A 15,623-nucleotide genomic window follows, 5' to 3' on the forward strand; every position below is an offset into this window, starting at 1 on the left:
CTACAAATATAAATTACATGAAGATTTAATTTAGCTCTGGAACAAGCAACGTAAAGCAAATTACGAACTTCACTAAAGCGTTTATCCAAGCAATCTGGATTCCCATAATTTTCAAAATAATATTTACAATAATCATTTTTTCTAGCAAAATTATCTTGTAATACAACAACTACATTATCAAATTCTAATCCCTTAGAACCATGCAAGGTATAGTAACTAATACTCTCTTGTTTCGTATCATCAAAAATATAATTATACCACTTGATAAATTGAGAAATATCTAGATTAAAAAATTCATCAATAACTGTCATTTCTCTTTCTGATTCCTCCGAATCTTGAGAATAGTAAAAATAATCATAAGCACGATTCTTTATATTCAACAAAATGTTCTCAGCAATATCATCTAATGAAAATATTTTTTTTAGAATATCATTGCCTGAGATTGGTTCCTGAATATTTGCAATTTCATCAATGCATCTATCAATTGATAATGTAGATAGGTTAGGCTCTCTCAAATTACCAATAAATTGCTTCATTACTGCAAATGTTAGTTTTGGTTTATTCGATGTTATAAACTGAATAATCTCCCTAACCGTTGAATTATCATCCCTTACCTTTTGAATGAAGTCTATGAAAGTTAAAATCTCTCTCAAAAACCATCCCATATGCTGTAAATTTTTCTGTAAAAATTCATTAGACACATTCTCAAAGTTAACACCACTAAATCGAGGGAACTTTTTCAATACTGATAATATTTCATCAAAACCTCTTGCTTTGGAAATATCATCATTTTTCATAAGAAGACAGGCCGTATTATTAATCAGGTGATTTTCCTGTAAAAAAGTATCTATATTAAAATCATCACCTGAGATATAAAAATTATAAGATCCATTATCAAAATCAGTATATATAGATTGCTGCCCAAAATTGTCGTTTCTAATTTTTTCAATCAACTCTACTATTTGCATAGAAGAACGCCGATTGAAGACTTTCTCAATACTCTTATACTCTTCTTTTTTTGGAAGAATCCCCACTCCCGAACCATAAATATTTTGCAAGGAGTCGCCAAAAAATCCTACTACTAACTTTTTCCTAGAATTTGAATATTCCCTGATACTATCAATAATAGCAACAACTTTTTCATCTGTATCTTGGTACTCATCGATTAAAATATATGGATACCTATCCGAAAATAATCTCTTTAATATATCTTNATTAGTAATTATATTTTTACAGTAAAGTAATAATGTGTCATGACTAATGACATAATTTTCAAGTTTATCACGGTTTTGAACTGGATTATAAATAATTTTTTTAGATTCTTTATCCTCAATATCCTTCAATGTTTTTGATAATCTACTCTTTTTATTAATGTCCTTAACCAGATTTTTAAAATTAGAAATATTACTGAGATAAGTCTCAAAGTAAGTATCATAATTTTTCATTGCATCTCTAAAATCTCTAGCAGAAATACCGTAATAACTATAAAAAGTTTTTATAAAATCATCCTTACAAACAACATTTTGAAACTCAGGCAGAACCACATTACTAGAAAGAGAATTTTCATTTATTTTACAATCAATAGCATGGAGTTCATCAATTATTTTATTCTTATGTTCTATAGTCAGTGACTCTTGCTGAATAGAAATAAATTCCCATAGAAATTCATGAATTGTAGAGACCAGTATAGCAGAATTTTTACCAATCCGACTAAGAATCTCATCTTTTGCGGCATTAGTGTAAGTGATACATAAGATTTTTTGATTTCGTAATTTTAAATTTTCTCCCTCCGTCTTCAAAATATGTTCAATTGACTTTTGTAATGCATAGGTTTTCCCTGCACCAGCACCGGCATCAAAACAAAAACTCTCAAAGTTATCTAAACATTTATTAATTTTTTGCTGAATATCTAACTCTAGTTGTTTATTTTCTGGACTAATCGTATATGTCATAGTTTACTCCTTAAAATAACTACAAAGTGAGTTCAAACCTGATTCAATATACTGAGGTTGTTTGAGGCTAAAGTCGTCATCAGTTTCAGATAAATATACAATCCCAGTAGAAAATCTTGATTTTCCATCAGATAATTTAACTTGATACATATAAGATTTATCGGCTATTTCTGATGTTTCATCAATATCACCAAAATACTTCATATTAGGATGGACATATTGTAGTGCTTTAATCAAGGATTTCTTGTATTTATTTTCATCTTCGTTTCCTGCATTTGTTAAAACAATTGCCTCCTCAAAACTAGTCGCGTAATATCCATTTATTTTACCTTGAGAATACATTGAAATATTTTCACAAATAATAACTAACTCATCTTTATCAGCAAGCATGTCAATTAACTTTGGATTAATTTTGTCATATTTTGCCTTTTTATCATTTAGTTCTTTTTTTATAAAATATTGTAGAGTACCATTTGTAGTCAAACACTCCGTTGAATTTGCATATTGAATATTTAAATCATTAATATTGTATGAAAGGATATCAATCTTTTCCCCGTCTTCATCTTTCTCTTTTCTTTTCAAATCCATATCTGTAAAAATAACAGTTTTGATTCCTAACAAATCTAATAAACTCACGAACTGATGAGCATAGGCGCCATCAATTCTATAAACTTTAATATGATGATTTTTTAATATTGGATGTTTATCAATTTCATATCTTAAATAGGTTTCTTCTGAAACACCTTCAACTAAAATGGCTGCATCAGCAAAGAAAATGTCTGACACCTCTAGCCTTAAATATTTCTTGATATATTCATAAGCTTTTTTGTCAATATCTACACCAGATACTATTGCGTCATCACTTATGTTTTTTATAATATTATTTACACCTGCTTGACCTAGATAACTAATATTATTTAGAGTGTTTCCTGATTGAATCTTACTGTTTAAAATATGGGTTGAGTGAGTTGTGATGATAATTTGAAAGGTATCTAGTTGTTGTTTTTTGCCTAGTAATGTCGCAATTGCTTTTGAAATATTTTTTATAAATAACTCTTGCATCTGTGGATGCATAAATGACTCTGGTTCTTCAATACAAAGAATATTTACTGAACCATTAATATCTTTCTCACTGTATAGCTCAATATAATCAACAATCTTTGCGATAATTACCATCAAATTTGTATACCCCATACCAAACTGGCTCTCAGGTATGTTGTTATTTCCCTCTTGGTACTCATAAATAATACTATTTGCAAAAATTTTCTCTAAAGTTACATCTGGATGTAAATTCATCTTTAGATTCTTAGTTGATTCAATACTAGACACGGCGCTTTGAAGAATATCCTTTATATTGGCATCAACCATCCCCTTTACTAGATAATTAATACCACCAACTAAACTATTAATCTCTTCAATATCATTATTTTTTATATAAGTTGAAACTATTTTGTTGTAAGCTTGCGAAAGTGTCTTGTCATTTTTAACCGTATTCGCTTCTATTGTATCCACCTTAAACAATGAAGATAGAGAAAACTCTTTAGCTGGCTCCTCTCTTCCTATAGGATAAAAATTTAATACAAAGTAATTACTGCTAAATAAAGCTAAAAATTGTCGATATTGAAGCTCTTTTTTATATAGTTCATCGTACTGTTGACTATCATTAAAATAGCTAGTCTTAATTTTAACCAGATCTTCTAAAAAAGCTACTTCATCCACAACTTCATACTTAACATCGATAGTCACTTCAGAGATCTCTTGATTTTCATGAGTTTCAACTGCCTCTATACCACTTAAAATTAATATATCTTCAAAACTTGAAATCAAATCATTGCCATCATCAATTCCTAATATCAACTGAAATTCTAGTTTAGGAAAATGAGATTTATCAATATTTTTTATCTCTTCTTCAGATTTATTGACAATATTTTCATGATACCAATCTGATAATATTTTTAAATTAAAATCGGTGTATTTGAAAATACTACGACTACCTGACTTGCTATTTTGTAGTGTATTTAATAATTTTACAATTGTACTTTTACCAGAATTATTTTTACCTACAATTAATGATGAACTTTTTGATATATACTCTTCTGTTATATTTAACTTTTGCATTTCATCTTCATCGCCTGACATTTCTGGCCATTTGCTATGAGCGAAGTTAATTACCTGAACCTCTTCGCCATATTTTCTATAATTTTTTATTGATAAACTTTTTAAATACATAAAAATTCTCTCCTATTTTGGGGTTCTCATACTTAACTCTCTCAACCGTTCCTGCCCTATCTTCAACATCTCTTTCTCTACCTGACTCCACTCCCCAAACAGTAAATCATGAAGAACGGTTGCTGCTGGAGTTGTATTTTCTTTTGAATCATATACACAACTTCTATCTCGTTGATAAATTTGAATTCTTTCAAAGATAGCTAGTTCTTCCAATTGCCGTGTATTATCAACTAGATGATTTACAATGAAATCATGATGTTCTTTTGGAGTTGCGCGTGCTTGATTTGGATTAATAGCGTACAGTTCTTCATAACGGATAAGAGTACTCAAATAGGACAGCTTTGGCTTTGTCGCAATCAAGGCTAATTGTACCTCATACCCCTTATTTTTTAATAGTTGTGCTGTTTTCTTTGGAACATCAATCGTTCGTAAAGTTCCCTCTATCAAAAGATTGTATCCCAAATAACTCAATTCTGTTACTAAAGACTCTACCATTTTGCCTGCAAAATCTTTGGTGTATTCTACACTATCTTTGCCATATTCTTGCTGCAGTTCTAAATAGTGTGGATGCTGAGAACGAAAACTATCACCATCTATGATAACAATATTTCCTTGAAATTCTTTCTGTTTAATACGATGAATTGTAGTCTTACCAGCACCACTTTGCCCTCCAAGCAAAATCGCTATAGGTTGCTTACTGGACTTTTTTCCTCTTGTCAGTGAGCGAAGATTCCGTGCTAGAGCATGTTTGAATTCACTATCAGTATAATCTTGGATTTCCATTAGGCTACCATCCGTTTTTCAGATATCTCTAACATACGTTCAATTCCATCCAAATAGCCACTATATCTCTCTATTTCATCAAAATTCTCTACTAAATAGATATTCGTATGAATCAAGTTAGATAGATCATCACTCATTAAAATCCAAGGATTAGATTCATCATCAATGCTAATTCCCTGACTATCTTGATAACGATAGAGTCGTGATAATAGATTAGCACCTCTTTCCTTCACAATTTCAATTTTTAAAGTCAATTCATAATCTTCAACAGGATTAAGCATTTTGTCTTCTCCTACAATATCTACATAAGATACATTAAACTTCTGACAAATGATGTCTATTAATTCGGTAGAGACTGAACTCGTTCCATTTTCATAACGACTCAGACTATTTCGTGAAATACCAACAATCCGTGCAAATTCGGGTTGTGTTAAGTCATGTATTTTACGTAAGGATTTTATGTTCTTTCCAATCATGGCAAACTCCTCCATTTTTATAATTCCATTATATCATAAAAAAGCAAAACGCACCAATTTTGGTGCGTTGTTTCTTATTTTTCTAGTCTAAACTTTACTTCTATAAAAGCCACCTAAAGAGTAATTCCTTTGCGGTGGCTTTTCAAAATACTATACATTAAAATACTCTTGTTTAATTTTTGTAAGCAGATTGTTAGCAACCGAAGTTACACCAACATGCATCAGTTCAGAATCAGAATAATCTAGATTACGAGCATAGCCTTCTGCAACAGTCTGAGCAATACGCTTATCCAATTTATAATTAGAGGCTTTTAATAGTGCTTGAAATAATTCTGAACTATATAGTTTAATATTATTTTCCAATGATACTACTGCCATTTTTGTAACTCCTCTCCTGTTTTTGATTGATAAACCTTCTCTATTTTTATTATATCACAATTATAGAAAAAAAGTTAGTTTTGTTCCCATTTTTGGATTAAAAACTAACTTTTTCATTTGTTTTTCTAAATTCTTTTGGATTTTCTGATTATAGCAAATTATCAATCAAGTCATCAACTTCATCTTTTTCAGCTTGAGGTGTAATCTCAGTAATCATAATTCCAGCCACAGCTCGCTCTACTAATCCTTCAACATCCATACGCGCTTCGTACTGCTCCGCATTCTTAATCTTAGGATTGGTCTTTGGACGATCTGGCGCAAAAATGGTACAACAGTCTTCAAAAGGTTGGATAGAAATGTCAAAGGTGTCAATTTCCTGAGCAATGTCAATGATTTCCAACTTATCCATTGTCACAACTGGACGGATGATGGGAGTATTGGTAACTGCATTGATAGCCTGCATGCTCTCCAAGGTTTGGCTGGCTACTTGACCTAGGCTTTCCCCATTGATGATAACTAAACCATTTCGTACCTCACGAATACGATCGGTAATCCGCATCATAAAGCGACGAGTTAGAGTCATCAAGTAAGCTTCTGGCGCTTTAGCCTTGATTTCCTCTTGAATCTCTGTAAAAGGAACTTCGATAAACTGGATATTTCCACCAAACTTGGTTAATTTACGGGTCAAATCTTGGGCTTTTTTAAGAGCACCAGGACTCGTGTAAGGTGGACTGGCAAAGTGAACTGCCTCAATATCTACACCACGTTTCAGCGCAAGATAACCTGCTACAGGTGAGTCAATCCCTCCTGACAACATGAGCATCCCTTTACCTGAAGTTCCAACTGGCAAACCACCAGCCCCACGAATGGTTTCATAAGAAAGATAGGCTGCTTCTTCACGAATCTCCACTTGGAGATTGATATCAGGACTTTTCATTTGAGCTTTCACATTTGGAATGGCTTCGAATACAGCCCCTCCAAGTGTTTGGTTGAGTTCACGACTATCCAACTCAAAGTTGTGGTCGCTACGCTTGCTAGAAATTTTAAAGGTCATGCCATCCTTGTAGATGTCCTGCATAATCTCTTGGACAGCAGACTTCAGAACTTCTACAGATTTTTCAACCTTATAAACAGGGGAAAAGTTTTGAATTCCAAAAACTTGTTTGAGCGATTCTGCTACTGCTGTGTAATCTGCTCCATTGAGGTAAGCGTGGGCACGGTCACGATCTGCCGTTACCTTAACTTGGGGATAGATAGACAAAACGTCTGAAATATTATTGCGAAGTTTATTGATGAAACGCATACGGTTTTTGCCCTTGGTTGACAGCTCACCGTAGCGAATCATAATTTCTGAATACTGCATGAATGCTCCTATCTTACTTTTCTAGTTTGATTGTAAATCAATTTTAACTTGGTCAAAAACTGCTCAACCTGACTCATATCATTTTCAAGGTCTAGGCTAAGACGCACGGCTGACTGGGCCTTATCTTTATCCACTCCCATGGCAATCAAGGTGCCTGCAGGTTTCCCAGCCTTGGAAGAACAAGCAGAGGTCGTTGAGATGAAAATATCATAGTCTTCAAAGGCGTGAACAATGACTTCTCCACGAACACCCTTGATTCCAAAAGTCAGGATATGAGGGGCAAAGTCTTCCTCATCTGAAAAGACAAAAATATCTGGATAGTCCAGAAGTGCTTGACGAATCACTGCCTTCATCTGCCCAGTCTTGCTAGTAAAGATATCTAGCTTTTCCATCGATAAACGGAGAGCCTTGGCTGTCGCTGCAATTCCTGCCACATTTTCAGTTGTCGAACGATAATCTCGCTCCTGACCACCACCTGTCAAAAGAGGCGTAATCTTCTTGCCAGACTTGATATAGACAAAACCAACACCACGAACTCCGTGGAACTTGTGACTAGAGAAGGTCGCGAAATCCACTCGATCAGTCAAATATTTTTCAGTCGGAATCTTGGCAAGAGCCTGAACCGCATCAACGTGGAAGGAAATAGTCGGCTTGTCTGCTAACAGTTCTGAAATAGCTTGAATAGGTTGAATCGAGCCAATTTCATTGTTCACAGCCATGACGGAAACGAGGGTCGTATCAGGTCTTATCAAATCTGCTAGTGCCTCTACATCCACAAATCCTTTGTTATCAACTGGAGCAAAATCCACTTCAAAACCTTGAGATTTCAACCAGAGTGCTGACTCTTTGACTGCCGGATGTTCAATGGCTGATACGATGATGTGCTTGCCAAACTGGGATTTTTCAAAGGCCACACCCTTGATGATCCAGTTATCCCCTTCTGTTCCACCAGAAGTAAAGAAGATTTCCTCACTTTTCTTACCGATTAAATCTGCAATCTGTTGGCGAGAAGCATCTAAGATTCGTGTTGCCTGGTCTCCCAAACTATGGAGACTAGATGGATTTCCTAAAATTTTTGAAGCGACCTGCATATAGGTTTCAAGTACTTCAGGATAGGGCTTGGTCGTCGCCGAATTATCAAAGTAAATCATGTTTTCTCACGCTTTCTAAAATCACTCCCTCTATTGTATCATGAAACGGAGCTTGCGACAAGAAAGGGCAATTCCTCTTTTTTTAAGATTTTTTTAAAGAAATGCGGTATAATAAATTTTAATTAAAGGAGAGAATGCATGTCTAATTATCGTAGAACTTCAAAACCAAAAACAGAACACATCAAAAAAGGCTTTACGGTCTTTCAAAAAACCGTTGCTACTATCGGTAGTATTCTTGGCTTAATTACCGCTAGTATCACTATCATGAACGCCTTGGATAATAACAAAAATACTAAAAAAGAACCTACGACAAGCCAGACGACAACAATTGTCAAAGAAATTCAAAAGGAATCCCCTCAGGAAAACACTAGTCCTAATAAGGAAAATAACACTTCTCAAGAAAAACCACAACAAGAGGAAACACCAAAATCTAGCGTCAAGGAAGAGAAAAAAGAAGAGCAGAAAGCATCAACTCAGGATTCTTCTACTCCTACCCCAAGTAAACCTGCCGCTGATAATGAAAAACAGTCCAATAATACTCCAACTTCAGAAAATAAAAGTAATCAATAGCCAGTAAAATAGCTTCTCTCCAAACTTGGAAAGAAGCTATTTTTTTATTGTTGTAAAACTTTTCTTGGTTTGGTACCTTCAGCTGGACCAATGACACCTGCCATCTCAAGCTCTTCCATGAGACGGGTCGCACGGTTAAATCCAACTGACAAACGACGCTGAATCATAGATGCGCTGGCTTTCTGGGTTTCGATCACCAAAGCCTTGGCTTCTTCAAAGAGCGGATCACCACCAGATTCACCATCTGAAAATTCTCCTTCATTTTCAGAAACCTCACCGGGATCAAAACTCTCATCGTAGTCCGCATCTGCTTGAGCCTTAATGAAGTTTACGATGCGCTCGACATCATCATCCGAGATAAAGGATCCTTGTAGACGAACTGGATGATTTTCATCAATCGGTTTAAAGAGCATGTCCCCTCGGCCAAGTAGTTTCTCAGCTCCATTTTCATCCAAGATAGTACGGGAGTCTGTCCCTGATGAAACCGCAAAAGCCACTCGAGATGGGACATTGGCCTTGATCAGACCAGAAATGACATCAACCGATGGACGCTGGGTTGCAAGAATCATGTGAATACCTGCAGCACGTGCCTTCTGTCCTAGACGGATGATAGCATCTTCCACTTCCTTGCTTGCCACCATCATGAGATCAGCCAACTCATCCACAATCACGACAATGAGCGGTAGCGGAATCTGCTTGTAATCAGACTGGGCATTGAACTCTTCTACCTTGACATTAAAGCCTGCAATATTCCGAACTCCCACCTTGGCAAAGAGTTCATAACGGTTTTCCATTTCATCCACAACCTTTTGCAGGGCCTTGCTGGCTTTGCGTGGATTGGTCACAACTGGAATCAAGAGGTGAGGAATGTCATTGTAAACAGACAACTCAACCATCTTAGGGTCCACCATCATAAATTTAACTTGGTCAGGTCTCGCCTTCATGAGGATGCTAGCGATAATGCCGTTAACAGCTACTGACTTCCCTGAACCCGTTGAACCTGCGACTAGCAAGTGGGGCATTTTAGAAAGGTCAAAAGCTCTTGCGGTTCCATTAACAGCCTTCCCTAAAGGAATTTCCAAGAGATTTTCTGCTTTCGTTTGAGATTGTTCCCATAGTTCACGGAAAGAAACGGTCGCAATCTCAGAGTTGGGAACCTCGATTCCGACTAGAGATTTCCCTGGGATAGGAGCTTCGATTCGAACATCCTTAGCCGCCAAGGCTAGAGCGAGGTCATCTGCGAGATTGGAAATGCGGTTGACCCGCACACCGACTGCTGGCTTGACTTCATACTTGGTCACTGATGGTCCAATTTCAGCCCGTTCAACTGTTACCTTGATACCAAAGCTAGCAAAGGTTTCTTCTAGAATTTTGATATTTTCTCGGACGATTTTCTTCTCTTTAGACTGGTCCTTGGGTTTATCTGGAGCAAAGAGTTGTAAACTTGGAAGTTTGTATTCAAGGGCTTCCTTGGCTGAAAAATCAACCTGTACATCTTCATCGTCAGAGCCATCTTCCTGTTCATGGAATTCAAGTTCAGGTTGAGGTAAGATGATTTCTGGTTCTACCCACTCTTCTTCCGGAACAGGTGGAAGATTCTGAACAGGTTCTTCTGTCAGAATTTCGCCCGTTTCCATATCAACAGGAGGCAAATCGAGTAAAGCTTTTTCAGCCTCCTCTTGTTCTAATCTAGCCTCTTCCTCAGCCTTTTGGCGAGCTTTTTCTTCTTGTTTGACAAAGCGTTCTTCTTTTCGACGCTCATGCCCTTCTCGCCATTTAGCAAAGCTTCTACTGAAAAATTCAGCAATATCGTAAACAGACCAAGGACTGACTAGGAGAGCGCCTGCTAAAATCAAGATAGAACCGATAAAGTAAGTACCGATATTTGAAAAGAGAAAGGCGATTGGCATATAAAGAGCGACACCAATCAAGCCCCCACCAGCAAAACTGGTCGTTCGAAAACCAGTCAAATCCGTCACGACCTGAGCCATGGTTCCTTTTAATACTGACTTGTCCAAACCATATTTCCAAACCAAATAGGCCTCAAAAATCAAGAGCAAGCCAGCAAATATGGTGAAAAATCCAGATAGGAGCCCTTCCTGTTTTCGTATCCACTTGAAAAAGAAGAGATAGATCAAAAGTCCAAATATTGCCAGATAAGCTAAGCTTCCTACCAGCAAGCGTATTAAATTGTAAAGGGTAATACCTGCAGCCCCCAATTTGAAGGCTGCGAAAATCAATAAAAGCGCGATTCCCAACGAAATCAACATTCGTTGAATCGCTTCTTTTCTTTCGAGTTCTGCTTTAGACGGTCTCCGTCTTATTTTACTTGTATTCTTGTTTGCCATTCTTCTATTATACCATATTTCACAGGCATTTCGGAAAGAGAAAAAGACTGCACCAAACGGTCCAATCTTTTCATTTTATATCTAAGTTTTATGCTTGAGGTTTGCGTAGGTAACCATAGACCACACCACTTACGATTGCTCCTACCAAGACAGAAACGAGGTAAAGGAGAGCATTTGAAGTAAGGGCGATCACGAAGATTCCTCCGTGTGGCGCCATGAGTTTGATACCAGTAAGACCAACGAGGCCACCTGCTACTGCTGAACCAAGGACGAAGCTTGGGATCGCACGAGCTGGGTCAGCGGCACCAAATGGAATCGCTCCCTCAGTGATAAATGACAAGCCCATGATGATGTTTGTCAAACCAGAGTTACGTTCTTCTTTGGTAAATTTATCTTTGAAAAGAAGTGTTGCGACAAAGATGGCAAGTGGTGGCACCATTCCTCCAGCCATAACTGCTGCCATAGCTACAGAACCACCTGAAGAAACAGTTGCTGCAAGCGTACCTGTACCAAAGACATAAGCCGCTTTGTTGACTGGTCCACCCATATCGACAGCCATCATTCCTCCAAGGACGATACCAAGAAGGACAGCTGAACCTCCTCCAAGACCGCCTAGGAAGTCATTCATGGCAGTGTTGATTGCTGCCATTGGGATGTTAACAGCTAGCATAACAAATCCAGTCAAGATTGTTCCAAGAAGTGGCAAGATGAGAATAGATTTTGCACCTTCAAGTGAACGTGGCACTTTGACATATTTCTTGATAGCAAGAACCAAGGCACCTGCGATAAATCCACCCACAAGGGCACCTAGGAAACCAGATGATACTCCTGCAAGAGTTGAAGTTGCTTCACCACCTGCTGCATAAGGGATTTTACCAAAGGCAAAACCTTCTTTAGCAATGGCTCCAGCTACGAAACCGGCTACCAAACCTGGTTTTTCAGCGATTGAGTAGGCAACATATCCGGCAAAGACTGGAAGCATTATACCAAAGGCAGCTCCACCAATTTTCATGAACATAGAAGCTAGCTCATGGTAGGAACCAAGATTACCAAGATTTTCATTAGGAACACCCAAAGCACCGTCAATCAAGAAGGCAAGGGCAATCATGATACCACCACCGATAACGAATGGCAACATTTGGGATACACCACTCATCAAGTGTTTGTAGAAAGCTCCACCGATACTTTGTTTTTCGTTAGATGCTGTTGAAGCTTGTGCTCCGTTAGCAGCACGGTAGACTTCAGCATTTCCAGAAAGAGCCAAGTTAATCAACTCTTCTGTCTTACGGATACCGTCTGCAACTGGACGATTGACCAATGGTTTGCCATCAAAACGGTCCATCTCAACCGCTTTATCCGCAGCGATGATGACAGCTTTAGCCTTACGAATATCTTCTGCTGTCAATTTGTTGCCAACACCGCTAGCACCGTTAGTTTCAACCTTGATACCAACCCCCATTTCAGCAGCCACTTTTTGAAGGGCTTCTTGGGCCATGTAAGTGTGGGCAATACCTGTCGTACAAGCTGTAACGGCAACGATAAAGTCACTAGAGTCATTGGTAGGTACTTGAACAGACTCCTCAGTTTTTTCTGAAGCTTGGTCAAAGAGCTCGATGACTTGATCAGCTGATGTTGCTTGACGAAGTTTGTCAGCAAAACCGTCTTTCATCAAGTATTGAGACAATTCTGCCAAGGCTGCCAAATGGGTATCATTGGCACCTTCTGGAGCCGCAATCATAAAGAAGAGGTCAGTAGCTTGTCCATCCAAGCTCTCATAATCAACACCCTTGTTTGACTTAGCAAAGAGAACAGTCGCTTCTTTGACAGCAGCATTTTTGCTGTGAGGCATTGCGATACCGTCTCCTAAACCAGTAGAAGTCAAAGCTTCACGCGCCAAAATGCCTTCTTTAAAAGTTTCAAAATCTATCACATAACCGTGATCTGTCAAGCTTTTAATCATCTCTTCGATGACAGCAGTTTTTTCAATTGCTTGCAAATCCAGCAACATAACATCTTTTCTCAATAGGTCTTGAATTTTCATCGTTTTTCTACCTCAACTTTTTCATATGTTTCTTTAATAAATTCTGCCGTTGCCAAGTCATCTGAGAAGGTAGTTGCGGTTCCGCAAGCCACTCCCCATTTGAATGCTTCTACCGCGTCTTTTGATTTGACAAATTCACCCGTGAATCCGGCAACCATAGAATCACCAGCTCCGACTGAATTTTTGACTGTTCCCTTGATAGGTTTAGCGAAGTAAGCTCCCTCAGATGTTACCAGAAGGGCACCATCACCAGCCATAGAGATAATGACGTTTTGAGCACCTTTAGCCAGTAACTCACGAGCGTATTTCTCAATTTGATCCAAACTTTCGAGTTTAACCCCAAAGATAGCTCCTAGTTCGTGATTGTTTGGTTTAACCAAAAGTGGCTGGTAATCCAAACTATCAATCAAGGTCTGTCCTTCAAAGTCACAAACTACTTGCGCACCAGTCTGGCGCGTCAAGGCAATCAAATCCTTGTAGATGACATTTCCTAGATTCTTAGCACTTGAACCAGCAAAGACAACCGTATCTTCTGCAGTCAAACTAGATAAAATAGCTTTCAACTCTTCTAGCTGAGCTGGTTCAACAGTTGGACCCGTTCCGTTGATTTCTGTTTCTTGTTCTGCTTTGATTTTAACATTGATACGAGTATCTTCTGCCACTTGGACAAAACGTGTCTCGATTTCTTCCTCTACTAAAGTATCTGTGATAAATTTACCAGTAAAGCCACCGATAAATCCAGTCGCTGTATTTGGAATATCCAAGCGTTTCAAGACACGACTGACATTGATTCCTTTCCCACCAGCAAACTTATCATCACTGTCCATACGATTGACACTACCAACTTGGACTTGGTCCAAACGAACGATATAGTCAATGGATGGATTGAGTGTGACTGTATAAATCATACTTCTATTACCTCCGTTTTCTCCTTAATAGCCTGCAAGAGCTCATGCCCTTGACTTGTGATAACAATAGCTCGTTTGAGTGGTGCTACCTTGGCAAAGCAAGTTTGTCCAATTTTAGACGAATCGACCAAGACATAGGTCTGTTTGGCATTCTCTAAAATAGCACGCTTCACAGCCCCCTCCTCCATATCAGGAGTCGTATAATAGCTATCGTCCACACCATTCATCCCGATAAAGGCACGGTCAAAGTGCAATTGGTTAATCTGGTTAAGAGCAACGCCCCCGATGCTAGCATCTGTCGCCATCTTGACACTTCCTCCAACCATGACAGTTGGAATCTGCTTTTCAACCAACTGTGCGGCATGGTGAATCGAATTTGTCACAACAGTAATATTCTTATTGACCAATTCATGGATCAAAAAAGCAGTTGTTGTTCCAGCATCAATAAAGACGACATCTTGTTCCTTGATGAGAGAGGCCGCCTTCTGAGCTAGCAACTTCTTCTCTTGAAGGTTTTTGAAAGATTTTTCTTGAATGGTTTCTTCTTCCTGCAAGGAATGGGGCAATTCTGCTCCACCATGCACGCGACGAAGCTTGTTTTCCGCTTCCAACTCATCCAAATCTCTTCGAACCGTTGATTCTGACGTTTCTAGCAAACTAACTAATTTTTCTAGAGAAACTACATGATGTTGATTTAACTCCTCTAGAATCAGTTGCTTCCGCTCTGTTTTTAACACTGAATCACCTCCTGTTATCGTTTACACTATTCATTCTATCATACTTTCTTTCAAAGTCAAGCATTTTTTATCATTTTCTTTCAAATTCTATCATTTTTCTTATTTCCAGAATTTTTATTGCAAGATAAGGGCCTTTATGGTAGACTATTTGAGTAAGTATTGGAAGATTACTCAAGAGGCTTAAGAGGCCGTGTTGGAAACGCGGTAGGCGTGTAACAGCGTGCGTGGGTTCGAATCCCATGTCTTCCGTGGAAAAGGAAAATTATTTCTAGGATCAACAAATGTTGTATCCTTTTTTATCGCTTTTTTAAAAAGACGGTCTGTTTTAGGGTCTGTTTGTGACTCCTTTGTTGTATCCTTTTTCGCAAAAGAATACCAAGGAATACCAAAGACAAAAATAAAAAACGTTGATTTAACAGGCTCTATAATATTTGTAGTGGGTAAATCCCCTATGGATCTTATGGAGCCTATTTTTGTGTAGAAAAAAAGTCCCATAAGATCTATAATGAAAAGCGACAAAACAACTCATTAGAAAGATTCATATGGAACAATTACATTTTATCACAAAACTCCTTGATATTAAAGGCCCAAACATCAAGATTGTAGATATCATCAATATGGATACACACAAGGAAATCATCGCTAATCTCGATTATGAGGCTCCACATTGTCCTAATTGTGGAAGTC

12 protein-coding genes, 1 tRNA gene and 1 pseudogene are annotated in these 15,623 nt (G+C 37.7%); 3 read left to right on the top strand and 11 right to left on the bottom strand.

Annotated elements, in window-relative coordinates; translation table 11 throughout:
- The 7 genes from D8845_RS09960 to D8845_RS09990 form a co-directional block, all read right to left on the bottom strand.
- The coding region (locus tag D8845_RS09960; RefSeq protein ID WP_142998979.1) for a UvrD-helicase domain-containing protein at positions 1-1,952 on the bottom strand (1,952 nt) is incomplete at its 3' end.
- A gap of 3 nt (positions 1,953-1,955) precedes the next feature.
- Positions 1,956-4,181 carry an AAA family ATPase gene (locus tag D8845_RS09965; protein WP_125453315.1) on the bottom strand — a complete coding sequence of 742 codons (2,226 nt, stop codon included), beginning with the start codon at positions 4,179-4,181 and terminating at the stop codon, positions 1,956-1,958.
- Positions 4,182-4,193: 12 nt separating this feature from the next.
- The gene (gene pezT / locus D8845_RS09970) at positions 4,194-4,964 is read right to left on the bottom strand and encodes a type II toxin-antitoxin system toxin PezT (protein WP_125453316.1); all 771 of its coding nucleotides are present in this window, start codon (positions 4,962-4,964) and stop codon (positions 4,194-4,196) included.
- The gene (pezA, locus tag D8845_RS09975; RefSeq protein WP_125453317.1) at positions 4,964-5,440 is read right to left on the bottom strand and encodes a type II toxin-antitoxin system antitoxin PezA; all 477 of its coding nucleotides are present in this window, start codon (positions 5,438-5,440) and stop codon (positions 4,964-4,966) included. The genes pezT and pezA overlap by 1 nt, the downstream gene beginning before the upstream one ends.
- A gap of 150 nt (positions 5,441-5,590) precedes the next feature.
- Positions 5,591-5,818: a hypothetical protein gene (locus D8845_RS09980; RefSeq protein WP_125453318.1), complete on the bottom strand. Its 228-nt coding sequence runs from the start codon at positions 5,816-5,818 to the stop codon at positions 5,591-5,593.
- 148 nt (positions 5,819-5,966) lie between these two features.
- Positions 5,967-7,181 carry a tRNA uracil 4-sulfurtransferase ThiI gene (gene thiI / locus D8845_RS09985; RefSeq protein ID WP_125453319.1) on the bottom strand — a complete coding sequence of 405 codons (1,215 nt, stop codon included), beginning with the start codon at positions 7,179-7,181 and terminating at the stop codon, positions 5,967-5,969.
- A gap of 8 nt (positions 7,182-7,189) precedes the next feature.
- A complete protein-coding gene (locus D8845_RS09990; protein ID WP_125453320.1) occupies positions 7,190-8,332 on the bottom strand; it encodes a cysteine desulfurase family protein in 1,143 nt (380 codons plus the stop codon).
- Between the two features lie 138 nt (positions 8,333-8,470).
- On the opposite strand from D8845_RS09990, the gene D8845_RS09995 reads away from it, so the two are divergent.
- Positions 8,471-8,902 (top strand): DUF6556 family protein, encoded by a 432-nt coding sequence (locus D8845_RS09995; RefSeq protein WP_125453321.1) that lies wholly within the window; start codon positions 8,471-8,473, stop codon positions 8,900-8,902.
- 44 nt (positions 8,903-8,946) lie between these two features.
- Here D8845_RS09995 and D8845_RS10000 read toward each other — a convergent pair whose 3' ends face one another.
- The 4 genes from D8845_RS10000 to D8845_RS10015 form a co-directional block, all read right to left on the bottom strand.
- Entirely contained in the window at positions 8,947-11,250 is a 2,304-nt protein-coding gene (locus D8845_RS10000; RefSeq protein ID WP_125453322.1) for a DNA translocase FtsK, read from the bottom strand.
- An 88-nt stretch (positions 11,251-11,338) separates the two neighbouring features.
- The gene (locus D8845_RS10005) at positions 11,339-13,291 is read right to left on the bottom strand and encodes a PTS fructose transporter subunit IIABC (protein ID WP_125453323.1); all 1,953 of its coding nucleotides are present in this window, start codon (positions 13,289-13,291) and stop codon (positions 11,339-11,341) included.
- Positions 13,288-14,199, bottom strand: a complete 912-nt coding sequence (gene pfkB, locus D8845_RS10010; RefSeq protein WP_125453324.1) for a 1-phosphofructokinase — start codon at positions 14,197-14,199, stop codon at positions 13,288-13,290. Before pfkB ends, D8845_RS10005 begins: the two co-directional genes overlap by 4 nt.
- Positions 14,196-14,936 carry a DeoR/GlpR family DNA-binding transcription regulator gene (locus D8845_RS10015; RefSeq protein ID WP_125453325.1) on the bottom strand — a complete coding sequence of 247 codons (741 nt, stop codon included), beginning with the start codon at positions 14,934-14,936 and terminating at the stop codon, positions 14,196-14,198. Before D8845_RS10015 ends, pfkB begins: the two co-directional genes overlap by 4 nt.
- A gap of 161 nt (positions 14,937-15,097) precedes the next feature.
- Between D8845_RS10015 and D8845_RS10020 the strand changes: the two genes are divergently transcribed.
- Positions 15,098-15,185 (top strand) — tRNA-Ser (locus tag D8845_RS10020).
- A gap of 293 nt (positions 15,186-15,478) precedes the next feature.
- Positions 15,479-15,623: pseudogene (locus D8845_RS10025) on the top strand (ISL3 family transposase); the annotation flags it as partial.

The organism is Streptococcus mitis (assembly GCF_003942865.1).
Classification (GTDB): Bacteria; Bacillota; Bacilli; order Lactobacillales; family Streptococcaceae; genus Streptococcus; species Streptococcus mitis_BI.